The following is a 15,978-nucleotide window of genomic DNA, read 5'->3' on the forward strand; positions in this document are numbered from 1 at the left end:
GGCGGGCGCGGGCGCACGTCAGGCGTCGCTCGCCGCGCCCGAGCGCGACCGGGCGACGATCGAGGAGGCGGCGAAGTTGACGATCAGGGTCATCACGAAGAGCGCGAAGCCGGCCGCCATCAGCGCGGACATGCCGAACTCGCTGGCCTCGCCGTAGCGCAGCGCGATCAGGGAGGAGACCGAGCTGGTGCCGGACTGGAGGACGTGCCACTGGATGTCGAAGGTCACCGAGATGATCATGTAGACGGCGATCGTCTCGCCGAGCGCGCGGCCGAGGCCCAGCATGGTGCCGCCGATCATGCCGCCGCGCCCGAAGGGCAGGACGACGGAGCGGATCATGCCCCAGCGGGTGGCGCCGAGCGCGTAGGCGCCCTCCCGCTCACCGGCCGGGGCCTGGGAGAAGACCTCGCGCATGATCGAGCAGATGATGGGCGCGATCATCATGCCGACGACGAGTCCGGCGATGAAGGTCGAGGACGTGTAGAGGCTGGGCGGTGCGAGCGGGTCGTTCGGGTCGGCGCCCTCGACGTCGAAGACCGGGATCCAGCCGAAGTAGGTGGCGATCCAGCGGGCGGTCGGCAGCACCCGGTCCTGGAGCAGGAACACCCCCCACAGGCCGTAGACCACGGACGGCACCGCTGCCATCAGGTCGACGACGCTGATCAGCGTCCGGCGCAGCCGGGGCGAGGCGTACTCGGAGATGTACAGGGCCGCCCCGGTCGCCAGCGGTACGGCCACGCAGACCGCGACGGACGCGATCAGGACGGTGCCGACCAGCACGGCCGCGATGCCGAAGTTCCCGCTGTCCGGCGCCCAGTCCGCGGTGGTCAGGAACGACCAGCCGGCCCGGTCGAGCGCCAGCCACGCGCGGTACAGCAGGAAGCCGCCGACGAGCAGCATCACGGTCAGCACGAGGCCGCCGCCGGAGCGCAGGACCGCGCGGAAGACGCGGTCGGGCAGCCCCGGATCCGCGTACAGCCGCCGGGGTACGTCGTTGTCGACGGCCCCGGCGGCTGTGGCGGTCACGGGCTGCGGCTGTCTGGATCTTCTGAGCGAAGGCACGTTCCCGACACTCCGGGGCATCGGTTGACATGCTCATCCCGACGCGTGAACGAGGGGTTCCCTGGGGGCAACTTCCGTCGCCGCCGTCGACTCAGGTCTCGCCCCACAACTCCGGTCCCGAGTAAGCCAGTTCCGGCAGCATGGCACGGAACCGCTCATAGGAGGACCGGCATGTCGCGTGCCGCTCGTACGTGCGAGCCGATCCCGCCAGATGGGACCCGGAGGTGTCCCACACCGCCCACACCCAACCGCCGCCCTCGATGCTGTGCTGCACACCGCCGGCCATGTGATCATGGCGTTTGCACAACCGTAAGAACGCCTCACGACAATGGTCGTGGGTGTCGTGCGAGGTCAGCGACACGGCGACCGAGCGCCCGTTGGACGCCACCAGCCGCCAGCCGAATCCCCCTTCCCCGTTGATGTCGATCTGGCATCTCATGCCCACCACCGCGACGGAGGATCTCCCCGCCTCGCCGGACCGTTCCATGTCCCCACCCCCGCCGCCCACGGACGAGTAAACGTGCAGGTAAGGCGTTAGGGGGCGGCACCAGCAATCTAATGAGGGGAGGCAGGCAAAGACCCGACAAAGTACCTGCCGGTCGCACGCTTCATGTCGAAGTATCCCCTCGGTAACCCCTAGGACAACTCCCGAGAAAGCGCTCACTGCACGGACTGGACAACGTTGCCAATTAGGGGCGGAAACCGGGACTTGGGGCCCATGTCACAGGAAGCTGTGAACGCGCCGGCCCTCCTCCGGTGCTGTGGGCCGCTCAGCCCGTCGCCAGCAGGATCACCAGCAGAATCGCGCCCGCGATGGCCGGCCCCGCCACCTCATAGGCCCAGCGCACGGTCACCTCGCCCTGCGCGGACTTGGCCTGCTCCCGGTGCTGAAGCAGGTCGCGCAGATCGTCCATGACCTTGTCGGTCTCGGCCCGCATCGGCCCGTCGATGTCGACATCGCCGCGCTGCGCCCCGAGCCCGCCGAATCCCGCCGAGCCGCCGTACCCGGCTCCGCCACCCCCGCGACGCTCCCCCCGCGCGGCGGCGCCGCGCTCGGCGGAAGCCCGTGCCGTGCGCCGGGCCGCCTTCTTGCGGGCCCGCAGCGAGACCGGGATCGCCCAGAGCTGGAACTTGGTGCCGGACTTGGCGACGACCTCGTTCGAGTAGCCCGAGCGCAGCGCGCCGACCTGCCCCCAGGGCAGCACGATCACCCGGAGCGGGTTGCGGATGCGCAGCCGATCGTCGTTGACGTAGACGGCGGGCCGCAGGGTGAAGGCGGACACCACCGGCACGACGAGGATCAGCGCGGCGAGCGCGAGCCACTGGGTGCGGCCCTCGCCGCGCACCAGGGCGTCGATGCCGAGCCAGAGCGCGACGCCCAGCAGCAGGACGCCGCCGACGATACCCATGGGCGAGCGGTGGACCCGGTCCTTCGAAGCGGGGTCCGGGGCGGTGGGCTGTTCGTCGGGCGTCCTCATGAGGCCGATTGTGCACCATGCCCGCGACGGCCCGGCGGGTTCCCCATGCACAGCGGGAGCTCCACCGTGCGCGGGTACGGTGCCCCGGCAGACCTCAGGGCGTGCGACGGTCCGGTACGCATCCGCGAACCACGAGGGCTGTACAGCCGCTACGCGCGTAGATATGCTCGTCTGGTGACCATGCCCACCAATGCATCTGCCGCAGCTCACGCACTCACGGACGTCACCGCGTCCGACAGCACGCTGCGCCGCTTCCTCCACGGGCTGCCGGGTGTCGACGCGGTCGGCCTGGAGGGGCGGGCCGCGTCCCTCGGTACCCGTTCCATCAAGACGACCGCCAAGGCGTTCGCCATCGACCTCGCCATCTCGATGGTCGACCTGACGACGCTGGAAGGCGCGGACACCCCGGGCAAGGTCCGGGCACTCGGCGCCAAGGCGGTCCGTCCCGACCCGACCGACCGGACGGTGCCGCCGACGGCCGCCGTCTGTGTCTACCCCGACATGGTGGCCACCGCCAAGGAGGCCGTCGCCGGCTCCTCGGTGAAGGTCGCCTCGGTGGCCACCGCCTTCCCGGCGGGCCGCGCCGCCCTCGGTGTGAAGCTGGCGGACGTCCGCGACGCCGTCGAAGCCGGTACCGACGAAGTCGACATGGTCATCGACCGCGGGGCCTTCCTCGCGGGGAACTACATGAAGGTGTACGACGAGATCGTCGCCGTGAAGGAGGCCTGCGGGGCGGCCCGCCTCAAGGTCATCTTCGAGACCGGCGAACTGTCGACGTACGACAACATCCGGCGGGCCAGCTGGCTCGGCATGCTGGGCGGCGCCGACTTCATCAAGACGTCCACCGGCAAGGTCGCCGTGAACGCCACTCCGGCGAACACCCTCCTTATGCTGGAAGCGGTGCGGGACTTCCGCGCCCAGACCGGCATCCAGGTCGGCGTGAAGCCGGCCGGCGGGATCAGGACGACCAAGGACGCCATCAAATTTCTCGTACTGGTCAACGAGACCGCCGGCGAGGACTGGCTGGACAACCACTGGTTCCGCTTCGGCGCCTCCTCGCTTCTGAACGACCTGCTGATGCAGCGGCAGAAGCTGGCCACCGGCCGCTACTCCGGCCCCGACTACGTGACGGTGGACTGATCACCATGGCATCGGTATTCGAATACGCACCGGCCCCCGAGTCCCGCTCGATCGTCGACATCGCGCCGTCGTACGGACTGTTCATCGACGGCGAGTTCGTGGAGGCGGCCGACGGCAAGGTCTTCAAGACCGTCTCGCCGTCCACCGAGGAGGTCCTCGCCGAGATCGCCCAGGCCGGCGAGGCGGACGTGGACCGCGCCGTGAAGGCCGCCCGCAAGGCCTTCGAGAAGTGGTCGGCGCTGCCGGGCTCCGAGCGTGCGAAGTACCTGTTCCGCATCGCCCGGATCATCCAGGAGCGGGCCCGTGAGCTCGCCGTCCTGGAGACCCTGGACAACGGCAAGCCGATCAAGGAGACCCGCGACGCGGACCTCCCGCTGGTCGCCGCGCACTTCTTCTACTACGCCGGCTGGGCCGACAAGCTCGGCCACGCGGGCTTCGGCGCGAACCCGCGGCCGCTGGGCGTGGCCGGCCAGGTCATCCCCTGGAACTTCCCGCTCCTCATGCTGGCGTGGAAGATCGCCCCGGCGCTCGCGACCGGCAACACGGTCGTCCTGAAGCCCGCCGAGACGACCCCCCTGTCCGCCCTGTTCTTCGCGGACATCTGCCGCCAGGCGGGCCTGCCCAAGGGCGTCGTCAACATCCTTCCCGGATACGGCGACGCGGGCGCCGCGGTCGTCGCGCACCCGGACGTGAACAAGGTCGCCTTCACCGGCTCCACGGCCGTCGGCAAGGAGATCGCCCGCACGGTCGCCGGCACCCGCAAGAAGGTCACCCTCGAGCTCGGCGGCAAGGGCGCCAACATCGTCTTCGACGACGCCCCGCTCGACCAGGCCGTCGAGGGCATCGTCAACGGGATCTTCTTCAACCAGGGCCAGGTCTGCTGCGCGGGCAGCCGCCTGCTGGTGCAGGAGTCGATCCAGGACGAGCTGCTGGACTCCCTCAAGCGCCGCCTGTCGACGCTCCGGCTCGGCGACCCGCTGGACAAGAACACCGACATCGGAGCGATCAACTCCGAGGAGCAGCTGACCCGGATCACCTCGCTCGTCGAGGCGGGCGAGGCGGAGGGCGCCGAGCGCTGGTCGCCGGCCTGTGACATCCCGGAGAGCGGCTACTGGTTCGCCCCGACGCTGTTCACGAACGTCACCCAGGCGCACCGGATCGCCCGCGACGAGATCTTCGGCCCGGTGCTGTCGGTGCTGACGTTCCGTACGCCGGACGAGGCCGTCGCCAAGGCCAACAACACGCCGTACGGCCTTTCGGCGGGCATCTGGACCGAGAAGGGCTCGCGGATCCTCGCCGTGGCGAACAAGCTCCGGGCCGGTGTCGTCTGGTCCAACACGTTCAACAAGTTCGACCCGACCTCGCCGTTCGGCGGCTACAAGGAGTCGGGCTTCGGCCGCGAGGGCGGCCGCCACGGCCTGGAGGCGTACCTCGATGTCTGACAAGAGCGACAAGACCGAGCGCGCCGAGCGGCTCTCCGTCTTCAAGACCTACAAGCTGTACGTCGGCGGGAAGTTCCCGCGTTCCGAGAGCGGCCGGGTGTACGAGGTGACGGACTCGAAGGACAACTGGCTGGCGAACGTCCCGCTGTCGTCCCGCAAGGACGCCCGTGACGCCGTGGTCGCCGCGCGCAAGGCGTTCGGCGGCTGGTCGGGCGCGACCGCGTACAACCGGGGCCAGATCCTCTACCGCGTCGCCGAGATGCTGGAGGGCCGGCGCGAGCAGTACGTCCGCGAGGTCGGTGACGCCGAGGGGCTGTCGAAGTCGAAGGCGGCGGCGCAGGTCGACGCGGCGATCGACCGCTGGGTCTGGTACGCGGGCTGGACGGACAAGATCGCCCAGATCGTGGGCGGCGGCAATCCGGTCGCGGGCCCGTTCTTCAACCTGTCCTCGCCCGAGCCGACCGGCGTGGTCGCGATCGTGGCCCCGCAGGATTCGTCGTTCCTGGGCCTGGTGTCCGTGGTCGCCCCGGTGATCGCGACGGGCAACACGGCGATCGTGGTGGCGTCGGAGAAGTCCCCGCTGCCGGCACTGTCGTTGGGCGAGGTGCTCGCCACCTCCGACCTGCCCGGCGGTGTGGTCAACGTCCTGTCCGGCCGTACGGCGGAGATCGCGGCGCCGCTGGCCGCGCACCAGGACGTCAACGCCATCGATCTCGCCGGCGCCGACGACGTACTGGCCAAGGAGCTGGAGATCGCCGCGGCGGACAACCTCAAGCGCGTCCTGCGTCCACAGCCTGTGGACGACTGGGCCGCGGACCCCGGCATCGACCGTATGACGGCGTTCCTGGAGACGAAGACGGTCTGGCACCCGACGGGGTCGCTGGGCGCGTCGGGCTCCTCCTACTGACGTCCCTCGGACCAGGGAGCCGCGTTCCCCCTCCGTCCGGGGGGAACGCGGCTCTCTGCTGTCGCCCCGACACCCAGGGTGCCGAGGTGAACGCGAGATGTGGTCGAGGTGTGATGCGCACTGCAAACGCGGTACGCCGGGTCGTATCCGGGCCCGGTGATGCCCCACACTGGTGTCCCGTGAGTTCCCAACCACCCATACCGACGCGAGTCGTGCTGCTCTGCGGCCCCTCCGGCTCCGGCAAGTCCCTTCTCGCGGCGCGCTCCGGTCTTCCGGTGCTGCGGCTCGACGACTTCTACAAAGAGGCCGACGACCCGACTCTGCCCCAGGTCCCCGGGAGCTCCGACATCGACTGGGACCACCCCGACTCGTGGGACGCCCACGCGGCCGTCGCGGCGATCACCGAGCTGTGCCGCACGGGCCGGACGCACGTCCCTCTGTACGACATCTCCCTGAGCGCCCGCACCGGCGAGGAGACCGTCGACATCGGCCGTACCCCGCTGTTCATCGCGGAGGGCATCTTCGCGGCCGAGATCGTGACCCGCTGCCGTGAACTGGGCGTGCTGGCCGACGCGCTGTGCCTGAGCCGCGGCCCGGTGAAGACCTTCCGCCGCCGCTTCCTGCGCGATCTGAAGGAGGGCCGCAAGTCGGTGCCGTTCCTGCTGCGCCGCGGCTGGCGTCTGATGCGCCTGGAACGCTCGATCGTCGCCCACCAGACGTCCCTGGGCGCCTACGCCTGCGACCGCGACGAGGCCCTCGGCCGCCTCACCGCGGCCGCGGCGGGCCGCTGCCCGGCGGCCACTTCGGCGGCCTGAACGAAGCCGGCGCCTCCTCCGTCGTAGGCCTGAGATCCTGCGACGGAAGGGACGAAGATGAAGCGTGCGGCTCTGCTCGTGACGATCGTGACACTGGCGGCCGCCGGGTGCACCGTCGCGAGCGACGCGGCCTCCTGCTCGGGCCTGGTGACCTACGGCACTCGCGACTACCTGCCCACCGAGAAGTCCGTCTTCCGGGTCGGCGAGCGGCTGGGCACCGCCACGGTCTCGGAGTGCGACGACACCCCGAACGACCCGGGGGACAGCATCCCCGAGGGCACGACCGGCGCCTACGCGATCGAGGGGGTCGACCCCACCGAGGCCATCGCCGTCGGTGACAGTCCCGCCGAGGCGGCTCCGATGGCCGCCCGCTGACCGCACAGCGAAGCGGGACTGGACGGACCCCCCGGCCCTCCAGCCCCGCTCTCGTTGTGCCCCACCCGTTTCCCCCGTGGTGGGGCGTCCCCCGTGCTTCCCCCCCCGGTGTTTCCCCATGGGATCCGCAGGGTCCCCCGTTGGCCCCCCGACCCCCGTGGGTCCCCCCACCGGTTACCGCTCCCCCGAGCGATCCCCCCGGACCTTCAGGCGACAAGCTCCCCGAAGGCGTCCTCCTCGTCACGGCCGAAGCTGAGGACCTCGTCCTCGCGCAGCCGGCGGAGCGACCGCCAGATGCTGGACTTCACCGTGCCGACACTGATGCCGAGGATCTCCGCGATCTCCGGGTCGGTGCGGCCCTCGTAGTAACGGAGGACCAGCATCGTCCGCTGGAGTTCGGGCAGCCGGGCCAGCGCCTGCCACAGGACCGCGCGCAGCTCGGTGCCGCGCATCGCGTCCGTGTCACCGGGCGTCTCCGGCAGTTCCTCGGTCGGGTACTCGTTCAGCTTGCGGCGGCGCCACGCGCTGATGTGCAGGTTGGTCATGGTGCGGCGGAGGTATCCGCCGACCGCCGCCTTGTCGCTGATCCGGTCCCACGCCTTGTAGGTCGAGAACAGCGCGCTCTGCAACAGGTCCTCGGCCTCGAAGCGGTCACCGGTCAGGTGGTAGGCGGTTGCGTACAGGGAGGCGCGGCGCTCCTGGACGTAGGCGGTGAACTCCGCCTCCGACAGCGAGCGTCGACGCTCCCCCGAGTCCTCCCTGTACGCGGCTCCCCCGTGCGTCTCCCCCGTGAGACCGTCAACCACCGTCATGTACGCGGTGTGCTGACGCCCGGTGCCGCGAGCGCACCCCCGCCCGCTCACGGCACCGGACTTCTCGGAACCCCGGCCCCCGTGCACGTCGTGCAGACGCGTGATCACTGCGCTGGTGCTGGTGCCGTGCAGCGTGTTCATCTCGCGCCCCCCGTCGTGGACTTCCGGTGTTCTGCTCGTGCGACTTGCTGTCGTGCGGCTTGCTGCCTTGCTTGTGTCGAAAAGCTTGCCCGGGCACCTTCATGGCCGTGTCCGCCGACTGTCACAGACCTGTCACAGGGGCCTGTGTCAGGGACAGCGCCCAGCGCCGGCACAGCGCGAGCACAGCCGACAGCGCTACGCGCACGTATCCCTACTGCTCGTACAGGTGTCGAAAGACCACCCCCGCATGGGCCAGAATGTGCCCCGTGCCTTCCCTGTTGCTGATCGAGGACGACGACGCCATCCGTACGGCCCTGGAGCTCTCACTGACTCGCCAGGGACACCGTGTGGCCACTGCTGCCACCGGCGAGGACGGTCTGAAACTGCTGCGTGAACAGCGGCCCGACCTGATCGTGCTGGATGTGATGCTGCCCGGTATCGACGGCTTCGAGGTGTGCCGCCGCATCCGGCGCACCGACCAGCTGCCGATCATCCTGCTGACCGCGCGCAACGACGACATCGACATCGTGGTCGGACTGGAGTCCGGCGCGGACGACTACATCGTCAAACCCGTGCAGGGGCGGGTCCTGGACGCCCGCATCCGTGCCGTGCTGCGCCGCGGGGAACGCGAGTCGAACGACGCCGCGACCTACGGCAGCCTGGTCATCGACCGCGCGGCCATGACCGTGACGAAGAACGGCGAGGACCTCCAGCTCACCCCGACCGAGCTGCGCCTGCTGCTCGAACTGAGCCGCCGCCCGGGGCAGGCCCTGTCCCGTCAGCAGCTCCTGCGCCTGGTCTGGGAGCACGACTACCTGGGCGACTCCCGCCTCGTGGACGCCTGTGTCCAGCGGCTGCGCGCCAAGGTCGAGGACGTCCCGTCCTCCCCCACCCTGATCCGTACCGTCCGTGGTGTCGGCTACCGCCTGGACGCGCCTCAGTGACAGCAGCGCAAGGGGGGTTCCGCGGCTGGGTCGCGGCTCGCAAGGGAGTGTGGTCGAGGCTGCGTTTCACGAGCCTGCGCCTGCGCCTCGTGGTGGTCTTCGGCCTCGTCGCGCTCACGGCCGCCGTGTCCGCGTCCGGCATCGCCTACTGGCTCAACCGCGAGGCGGTCCTGACCCGCACCCAGGACGCGGTGCTGCGCGACTTCGAGCAGGAGATGCAGAACCGCGCGGGCCTGCTGCCGGAGGCGCCCACTCAGGACGAACTCCAGCACACCGCCGGTCAGATGGCCAACAGCAGCCAGCGCTTCAGCGTGCTCCTCGTCGCCCAGGACACCGCCGGGAAGCCCGCCTACGGCAGCTCCGGCGGCCTGGACGGCTTCACCCTCGCCGACGTACCGGAGTCCCTGCGTACCGCGGTGAACGAGAAGCAGGAGCTCAACTCCAGCAACAAGGCGGAGTACCACCTGTACTGGCAGCGGATGGTCGAGGACGACACCCCGTATCTGATCGCCGGCACGAAAGTGGGCGGCGGTGGTCCGACCGGCTACATGCTCAAGTCCCTGGAGCAGGAGGCCAAGGACCTCAACTCCCTGGCCTGGTCCCTCGGTATCGCCACCGGCCTCGCGCTGATCGGCTCCGCGCTGCTCGCGCAGGCCGCCGCCACGACCGTACTGAAGCCGGTGCAGCGCCTCGGTGTCGCCGCCCGCCGCCTCGGCGAGGGCAAGCTGGACACCCGGCTGCGGGTCTCCGGCACCGACGAACTGGCGGACCTGTCCCGCACGTTCAACAACGCCGCCGCCGCGCTGGAGAAGCGGGTCGACGACATGGCCTCCCGCGACGAGGCGTCCCGCCGCTTCGTGGCCGACATGTCCCACGAGCTGCGCACCCCGCTCACCGCGATCACGGCCGTGACCGAGGTCCTCGAAGAGGAACTGGAAGCGGAGTCCGGCTCCATGGACCCCATGATCGAGCCGGCCGTACGCCTCGTCGTGAGCGAGACCCGCCGGTTGAACGACCTGGTCGAGAACCTGATGGAGGTCACCCGCTTCGACGCGGGCACGGCACGCCTGGTCCTGGACGACGTCGACCTCGCGGACCAGATCACGGCCTGTATCGACGCCCGCGCCTGGCTGGACGCCGTGGACCTGAACGCCGAGCGCGGCATCATGACCCGCCTCGACCCCCGCCGCCTCGACGTCATCCTGGCCAACCTGATCGGCAACGCCCTCAAGCACGGCGGCTCCCCGGTGCGTGTCTCGGTCGGCTACACCCCGGACTCGGTCGTCATCGAGGTCCAGGACCACGGCCCCGGCATCCCCGAGGACGTACTCCCGCACGTCTTCGACCGCTTCTACAAGGCCAGCGCCTCCCGCCCGCGCTCCGAGGGCAGCGGCCTGGGCCTGTCCATCGCGCTGGAGAACGCCCATATCCACGGCGGCGAGATCACCGCCGCCAACTCCCCCGAGGGCGGCGCGGTCTTCACCCTCACCCTGCCCAGGGACACCTCGGAGCTGGAACGGACCAACGGCGAGAACGACGAGAAGAAGGGAGAGGCGTGATGCAGCGACCCGGCCGCCGTCTCCTCGCCCTCGCCGCGCTGTCGGCCGCCGTGCTCTCCGGCTGCGGCATACGCTCCACCGAGGTCCCCACCGACTTCGGCCCGGCCCCGTCCCGAGTGCGCTGCTCCCTGTCCGAGCCGAACGTGTCGACGCAGGCCGCTCGCGGCCTGCCCGTCCAGGTCTTCCTGCTGTGCGGCTCACAACTGGTCGCGGTGGACCGCACCGTACGCGTGCCGGAGGGCACGGCGGACTCGGCCCGCCGCATCCTGGTGGCGCAGGGCCTGCTGGACCAACTGGAGGCGACACCGTCCGCCGCCGAGAAAGAGGCCGGCTACACCTCGGACGTCAGAGGCGCGATGGGCGTGACCGGCCCCCGCCGGGCCGACCCGGAGGAGACCCTCCGCCTGAGCACCCCGCCCGACGACCTGACGTCCTACGCCCTGGCCCAGATCGTCTGCACCTTCTCGGACTCCTCGGCCGCGGAGGGCGACGGCTCGGTGATCCTGGGCGGCCCCACAGCGAGCCCCCCACGCCGCTACGAGTGCACGGACGAGGTCCGCACCAGACCGGGCAGCAACGAGCCCCCGTCGACGGACGTCACGGACGGCTGACCGCACCCGCGTACCGCCCCGGCCCGCCACGCACGCACGGGCGCTGCGCGAACCCCACTGGACGAGACGCGCCCACCCGCCGCAGGCGCCATGTGGCCGACGCCTCACCCGGGTACGCCACCCCCCGGAACCGATCCCGCCGGGGGGCGCGTCTAGGGGGGCGTGCAGCGTCAAGGCTCCATCGGCGGCAACGCCGCAATCCGCATCCGCGCGACAGGAGGCATCCTCCTGCTCGCACACCTCGCGTTCGTCGCCTGGCTCACGCTGCGCCCCCTGGACGTCCCGTGGATGACCCCGGCCAACCTGCAACCGTTCGCCGGCATCAGAGCCGACCTGGCCCTCGGCTGGCAGGAGGCCGCCCGCCGCATCGCCGAGGGTCTCGCCCTGCTGGCCCCCCTCGGCGTACTGCTCCCGATGGCACACGGCAGGCTCACCGCCTCCCCGCTGGGCTCCCTGGTCCGCACGGTCGCCGCGGGGTCCCTGATCTCCCTGGGCATAGAGCTGCTCCAGACCGGCGTCCCCGGCCAGACCGTCGACGTCGACTCGCTGCTCCTGAACACGGCCGGTGTGGCCCTCGCCCACGCGGCGATCGTGCCGGCCACCCGTATCCACCTCCGTCGCAGGTCCGAGCGCGCGCACCGCGCCACGGTCCCCCAGGAGGAGCCCTCTCAGGGTCGGACCCCGACGATTCCCAGGGTCGGGATAGCTCCGTAGAGTGACGCTTTGCCCGGTTCGTCTTCGTAGTGTGGATGTCAGATGAGGCAACCACCCGGAGGCCCCGCAAGGGAGACCTTCGGCCGACGCTCACGAAGGAGCCGCACCATGACCGCGCTCGCCCGACCCACCAACGGCCGCATGATCGGCGGAGTGTGCGCCGCGCTGGCGCGACGCTTCGGCACCTCCGCGACGACGATGCGCGTGATCTTCCTGGTCTCCTGCCTGCTCCCGGGCCCGCAGTTCCTGCTCTACATAGCGCTGTGGATCCTGCTCCCCTCGGAGGACAAGGCGAACAAGACCCGCACGGCCTGGTAGCACCCGACGCACAACGCGCCACGCACGACGCCGCTGGGGCGTACCCCGTGTCCAAGGGGTACGCCCCAGCGGCGCGTGCTGGATGAGCCGGACTCAGGCGAGCGGCAGGCCGTTCACCGGCAGCCCCTGGGTGGGCAGCGCACCGGTCGCCAGACCCTGCACCGGCAGCCCCTCGGCGGCGGGCAGACCCTGCACCGGCAGGCCCCCGAGCAGCCCGGCGACCACCTCGGTCGGCCCACCGGCCACGGCCTGCCCGGCGGCCGGCTGAGCGGCCGCCAGCCCGGTGGCGAGCGCCTCCTGCCCGTGGGCCAGGCCCTCGGCGGCACCCGGAGCCTGGGAGAGGTTCTCGGCGGGGAGCGTCCGGGTGACGGTGTCGAGCGCCGTACCGGCGGCGGCCTCCGGCCCGGCCGGCGCGGCGTTCGCGGCACCCGCGCCGGCGGCGGCGAAAGCGGCACCGAGAGCGGCGACACCGAGGGTCTTGGCAGCAGACTGCTTCATGAAATGCGTCCTCGAAAATTGGTTACGGGGATGTAAGCGGTCCTCGACCGTAAACACGCCCGGCACCCGGCCGCAAACATCGAAATGCGGACGGATTGTGAATGCCGCCCGCATTCCGTGTGACCACAAGACCCCAGGTCAGCCGGTCCCTTCCGGAGAACCGCTGGTAGAGGCGGTCTGCCGGAACAGCCACTCGGACTTCAGTTCGGCATATCCAGGCTTGATGACGTCATTGATCATCGCGAGCCGTTCATCGAAAGGAATGAACGATGATTTCATCGCATTGACGGAGAACCACTGCATGTCATCGAGCGTGTAACCGAACGCGTCGACAAGATGCTCGAATTCCCGGCTCATACTCGTATGCGACATCAGCCGGTTGTCGGTGTTCACGGTCGCCCGGAAGTGCAGCCGGCGCAGCAGCCCGATCGGATGCGCGGCGTAGGAGTCGGCGGCGCCCGTCTGGAGGTTGGAGCTCGGGCACAGCTCCAGCGGGATGCGCTTGTCCCGTACGTACGACGCGAGCCGCCCGAGCTTCACCGAGCCGTCGGCCTGCACCTGGATGTCGTCGATGATGCGCACCCCGTGCCCCAGCCGGTCGGCGCCACACCACTGGAGGGCCTGCCAGATGGACGGCAGCCCGAAGGCCTCGCCGGCGTGGATGGTGAAGTGGTTGTTCTCGCGCTTGAGGTACTCGAAGGCGTCGAGGTGCCGGGTCGGCGGATGCCCGGCCTCGGCGCCCGCGATGTCGAAGCCGACGACACCCAGATCGCGGTAGCGGTTGGCGAGTTCGGCGATCTCCAGCGCGCGGGCGGCGTGCCGCATGGCGGTGAGCAGCGCGCCCACGCGGATGCGGTGGCCGTTCTGCCGCGCGAGCTCCTCGCCCTCGCGGAAGCCCTCGTTCACGGCCTCGACGACCTCTTCGAGACCGAGCCCGCCTTCGAGGTGCTGTTCCGGCGCGTAGCGCACCTCGGCGTAGACGACGCCGTCCTCGGCGAGGTCCTCGGCGCACTCGCGCGCGACCCGGACGAGGGCCTCGCGGGTCTGCATCACCCCGACCGTGTGGGAGAAGGTCTCCAGGTACCGCTCCAGGGAGCCGGAGTCGGCGGCCTCGTGGAACCACACGCCGAGCTTGTCGGGGTCGGTCTCGGGGAGCTGGGTGTAGCCCGTCTCGCGGGCGAGTTCGATGACGGTGCCGGGGCGGAGCCCGCCGTCGAGGTGATCGTGCAGCAGAACCTTCGGGGCCCGGCGGATCTGGTCCGAGCTCGGGGTGTTCGCCTTCGGGGCTGTCTCGCTCGTCATTTCCGCACTCTAACGCCTACGCGCGTAGATCGCCCCCTGAACACCCCATTTTCCTGCTTGTACGAATGCGTCGATACGTAACGGTGATCCCAAGGACGGGTGGCGTACACCCATGCTTCTGACACTGTTCTGTCATGGCACACCAAGCGACGCCGGTTCGCAGGGTCCGGCTGGGCAGGGCGATCGGGCCGGAGCCGACGGCGGTGAGCGGAGTGGTACTCCTGCTGCCCGCGGGTGACGAGGTCTCACATCGCAAGCCGGCGACGTTGTTGGCGACCTCGTACGTAAGGACGCTGGGCCGCCGTCTGACGCGGGCGGGACGCGAGGACGGCCTGGCCACCCATGTCGTCCGCTACCGCTTCCGCGGCTGGAACGGCAACGCCGCGAACCAGGCGAGCGACGCGCTGTGGGCGGCCGACGAGGCCGTACGACGCTATGGGGACGTCCCCGTGTGCCTCGTCGGGATCGACATGGGCGGCCGGGCGGCCCTGCGCTCCGGTGGCCACGAGGCCGTCAACTCCGTGCTGGCGATCGCCCCTTGGCTGCCGGAGGACGACATGGCGGCGGCACCCGAACCGGTGAAGCAGCTCAGCGGCAGACGGGTGATGATCGTGCACGGCACGAACGACGAACGGACCGATCCCGAACTGTCGTTCCGGCTGGCGGAGCGGGCGAAGAAGGCCAACCGGGACGTGTGCCGGTTCGAAGTGCACTCCGACCGGCACGGCTTGCACCAGCACCGCGACGAAGTCCTCGCACTGGCCCAGGACTTCGTCATGGGGGCACTCTTCGGGCGGGTCTTCTCCCGGCCGGTGGCGGACGCCTTCGCGGCCCCGCCGCCGCTGGGGTTGCGGATGCCGTTGGCCGCGGGCTTCGGCAAGTCCCTGCGCAGATAGCCCGGCCTCAGGGCAGCAGGCTCCCCCGCCTCGACAGCAGGAACTTCTTGAACGCCGCCACCGGAGGCGTGTCCGGGCGGTCCGCCAGCCAGGCGACGCCGATCTCCCGTGCCGCCCTGGGGGCCGTGACCGTCAGTTCCACCACCCCCGGCCGGGGGTAGGCCGGCGGCGGCAGCAGGGCGACCCCGAGACCCGCCGCCACCAGTCCGCGCAGGGTCTCCGCCTCCTCGCCCTCGAAGGCGATGCGCGGCTTGAAGCCCGCCTCCTTGCACAGGTCGTCGGTGATGCGCCGCAGGCCGTAGCCCGGCTCCAGGGTCACGAAGATCTCGGTCGCCGCCTCGGCCAGGCGGATGCGCTTGCGGGACGCCAGGCTGTGGTCCGCGGGCACGACCAGACGCAGTTTCTGCTCGTCCAGCCGCCGGGCCACCAGGTCGGGGGCGTCCGGCACCGGGGAGGTCAGGCACAGGTCGAGCTCGCCGGCCCGCAGCCGCTCGATCATCGCCTCGCCGTAGTTCTGGACCAGGCTGAAGCGGATACGCGGGTGGTCGGCGCGGAAGGCGTGCAGCAGACCGGGTACCGTCTCCGCGCCCATGGTGTGCAGAAAGCCGAAGGCGACCTTGCCGGTGGCCGGGTCGGCGTCGGCGCGGACCTCCTCGGCGGCGCGCTCGATCTCGGCGAGGGCCCGCTCGACCGAGCCGAGGAAGGTGCGGCCGGCCGGGGTCAGGGAGACCGTACGGCCGTGCCGGGCGAACAGGTCGACGCCCAGGTCCTGTTCCAGGCGGACCATGGCGCGCGAGAGCGTGGACTGCGGGACCCCCATCTCCTGGGCGGCGCGGGTGACGTGCTCGGTCCGGGCCACTCCGGCGAAGTGGGCGAGGCGCGGAGCGAGCAACGTCGTCATGTCTTCTGTGTCACTGGACGGTGACAGTCGATCCTGTGACCTCTTCTGATGCACCATGGGAAC

The 15,978-nt window shown here is 70.5% G+C and carries 18 protein-coding genes; 11 read left to right on the forward strand and 7 right to left on the reverse strand.

From position 1 onward, the window contains the following. Positions 1 to 18 precede the first annotated feature (18 nt). The 3 genes from pstC to ACIQWG_RS24485 all read right to left on the reverse strand — a co-directional run bounded on the left by pstC (position 19) and on the right by ACIQWG_RS24485 (position 2,540). Positions 19 to 1,026, reverse strand: a complete 1,008-nt coding sequence (gene pstC / locus ACIQWG_RS24475) for a phosphate ABC transporter permease subunit PstC (protein ID WP_404099488.1) — start codon at positions 1,024 to 1,026, stop codon at positions 19 to 21. A gap of 127 nt (positions 1,027 to 1,153) precedes the next feature. After that, on the reverse strand, positions 1,154 to 1,501 hold the full coding sequence (locus ACIQWG_RS24480; protein ID WP_404099491.1) for a hypothetical protein: 348 nt from the start codon (positions 1,499 to 1,501) through the stop codon (positions 1,154 to 1,156). Between the two features lie 331 nt (positions 1,502 to 1,832). Next, complete coding sequence (locus tag ACIQWG_RS24485; protein ID WP_404099494.1) at positions 1,833 to 2,540, reverse strand: PH domain-containing protein; 708 nt, start codon at positions 2,538 to 2,540, stop codon at positions 1,833 to 1,835. A gap of 174 nt (positions 2,541 to 2,714) precedes the next feature. On the opposite strand from ACIQWG_RS24485, the gene deoC reads away from it, so the two are divergent. From deoC to ACIQWG_RS24510, 5 genes are all read left to right on the forward strand, one after another. Continuing rightward, positions 2,715 to 3,680, forward strand: a complete 966-nt coding sequence (deoC, locus tag ACIQWG_RS24490; RefSeq protein ID WP_404099497.1) for a deoxyribose-phosphate aldolase — start codon at positions 2,715 to 2,717, stop codon at positions 3,678 to 3,680. A gap of 5 nt (positions 3,681 to 3,685) precedes the next feature. Then, positions 3,686 to 5,122 (forward strand): aldehyde dehydrogenase family protein, encoded by a 1,437-nt coding sequence (locus tag ACIQWG_RS24495; protein WP_404099499.1) that lies wholly within the window; start codon positions 3,686 to 3,688, stop codon positions 5,120 to 5,122. Continuing rightward, positions 5,115 to 6,029: an aldehyde dehydrogenase family protein gene (locus tag ACIQWG_RS24500; protein ID WP_404099501.1), complete on the forward strand. Its 915-nt coding sequence runs from the start codon at positions 5,115 to 5,117 to the stop codon at positions 6,027 to 6,029. Before ACIQWG_RS24495 ends, ACIQWG_RS24500 begins: the two co-directional genes overlap by 8 nt. A 113-nt stretch (positions 6,030 to 6,142) precedes the next feature. Then, positions 6,143 to 6,844: a uridine kinase gene (locus ACIQWG_RS24505; RefSeq protein ID WP_404099503.1), complete on the forward strand. Its 702-nt coding sequence runs from the start codon at positions 6,143 to 6,145 to the stop codon at positions 6,842 to 6,844. A 57-nt stretch (positions 6,845 to 6,901) separates the two neighbouring features. Next, positions 6,902 to 7,219, forward strand: coding sequence for a DUF6281 family protein (locus ACIQWG_RS24510; protein ID WP_404099504.1), 318 nt, complete (start codon positions 6,902 to 6,904; stop codon positions 7,217 to 7,219). Between the two features lie 206 nt (positions 7,220 to 7,425). Here the strand turns inward: ACIQWG_RS24510 and ACIQWG_RS24515 are convergent, their stop codons facing one another. Next, on the reverse strand, positions 7,426 to 8,172 hold the full coding sequence (locus tag ACIQWG_RS24515; protein ID WP_404099507.1) for a SigE family RNA polymerase sigma factor: 747 nt from the start codon (positions 8,170 to 8,172) through the stop codon (positions 7,426 to 7,428). Between the two features lie 266 nt (positions 8,173 to 8,438). Between ACIQWG_RS24515 and afsQ1 the strand changes: the two genes are divergently transcribed. The 5 genes from afsQ1 (at position 8,439) to ACIQWG_RS24540 (ending at position 12,318) form a co-directional block, all read left to right on the forward strand. Then, on the forward strand, positions 8,439 to 9,116 hold the full coding sequence (gene afsQ1, locus ACIQWG_RS24520) for a two-component system response regulator AfsQ1 (RefSeq protein ID WP_190072356.1): 678 nt from the start codon (positions 8,439 to 8,441) through the stop codon (positions 9,114 to 9,116). Beyond that, positions 9,113 to 10,675, forward strand: a complete 1,563-nt coding sequence (locus ACIQWG_RS24525) for an ATP-binding protein (RefSeq protein WP_404099510.1) — start codon at positions 9,113 to 9,115, stop codon at positions 10,673 to 10,675. The genes afsQ1 and ACIQWG_RS24525 overlap by 4 nt, the downstream gene beginning before the upstream one ends. Beyond that, positions 10,675 to 11,286 (forward strand): hypothetical protein, encoded by a 612-nt coding sequence (locus ACIQWG_RS24530; RefSeq protein WP_404099512.1) that lies wholly within the window; start codon positions 10,675 to 10,677, stop codon positions 11,284 to 11,286. Before ACIQWG_RS24525 ends, ACIQWG_RS24530 begins: the two co-directional genes overlap by 1 nt. A gap of 162 nt (positions 11,287 to 11,448) precedes the next feature. Then, positions 11,449 to 12,000, forward strand: coding sequence for a VanZ family protein (locus ACIQWG_RS24535; RefSeq protein WP_404099514.1), 552 nt, complete (start codon positions 11,449 to 11,451; stop codon positions 11,998 to 12,000). Positions 12,001 to 12,108: 108 nt separating this feature from the next. Further along, positions 12,109 to 12,318: a PspC domain-containing protein gene (locus tag ACIQWG_RS24540; protein WP_404099517.1), complete on the forward strand. Its 210-nt coding sequence runs from the start codon at positions 12,109 to 12,111 to the stop codon at positions 12,316 to 12,318. Positions 12,319 to 12,411: 93 nt separating this feature from the next. Here ACIQWG_RS24540 and ACIQWG_RS24545 read toward each other — a convergent pair whose 3' ends face one another. Then, positions 12,412 to 12,816 carry an ATP-binding protein gene (locus ACIQWG_RS24545; protein WP_404099519.1) on the reverse strand — a complete coding sequence of 135 codons (405 nt, stop codon included), beginning with the start codon at positions 12,814 to 12,816 and terminating at the stop codon, positions 12,412 to 12,414. 138 nt (positions 12,817 to 12,954) lie between these two features. After that, positions 12,955 to 14,118: an adenosine deaminase gene (locus tag ACIQWG_RS24550; protein WP_404099521.1), complete on the reverse strand. Its 1,164-nt coding sequence runs from the start codon at positions 14,116 to 14,118 to the stop codon at positions 12,955 to 12,957. A 134-nt stretch (positions 14,119 to 14,252) separates the two neighbouring features. On the opposite strand from ACIQWG_RS24550, the gene ACIQWG_RS24555 reads away from it, so the two are divergent. Beyond that, a complete protein-coding gene (locus ACIQWG_RS24555; protein ID WP_404099523.1) occupies positions 14,253 to 15,014 on the forward strand; it encodes an alpha/beta hydrolase in 762 nt (253 codons plus the stop codon). A 7-nt stretch (positions 15,015 to 15,021) separates the two neighbouring features. Here ACIQWG_RS24555 and ACIQWG_RS24560 read toward each other — a convergent pair whose 3' ends face one another. Beyond that, the gene (locus tag ACIQWG_RS24560) at positions 15,022 to 15,972 is read right to left on the reverse strand and encodes a LysR substrate-binding domain-containing protein (RefSeq protein ID WP_404099526.1); all 951 of its coding nucleotides are present in this window, start codon (positions 15,970 to 15,972) and stop codon (positions 15,022 to 15,024) included. Between the last annotated feature and the right edge of the window lie 6 nt (positions 15,973 to 15,978).

The organism is Streptomyces sp. NPDC098781 (assembly GCF_044759995.1).
Lineage (GTDB): Bacteria > Actinomycetota > Actinomycetes > Streptomycetales > Streptomycetaceae > Streptomyces.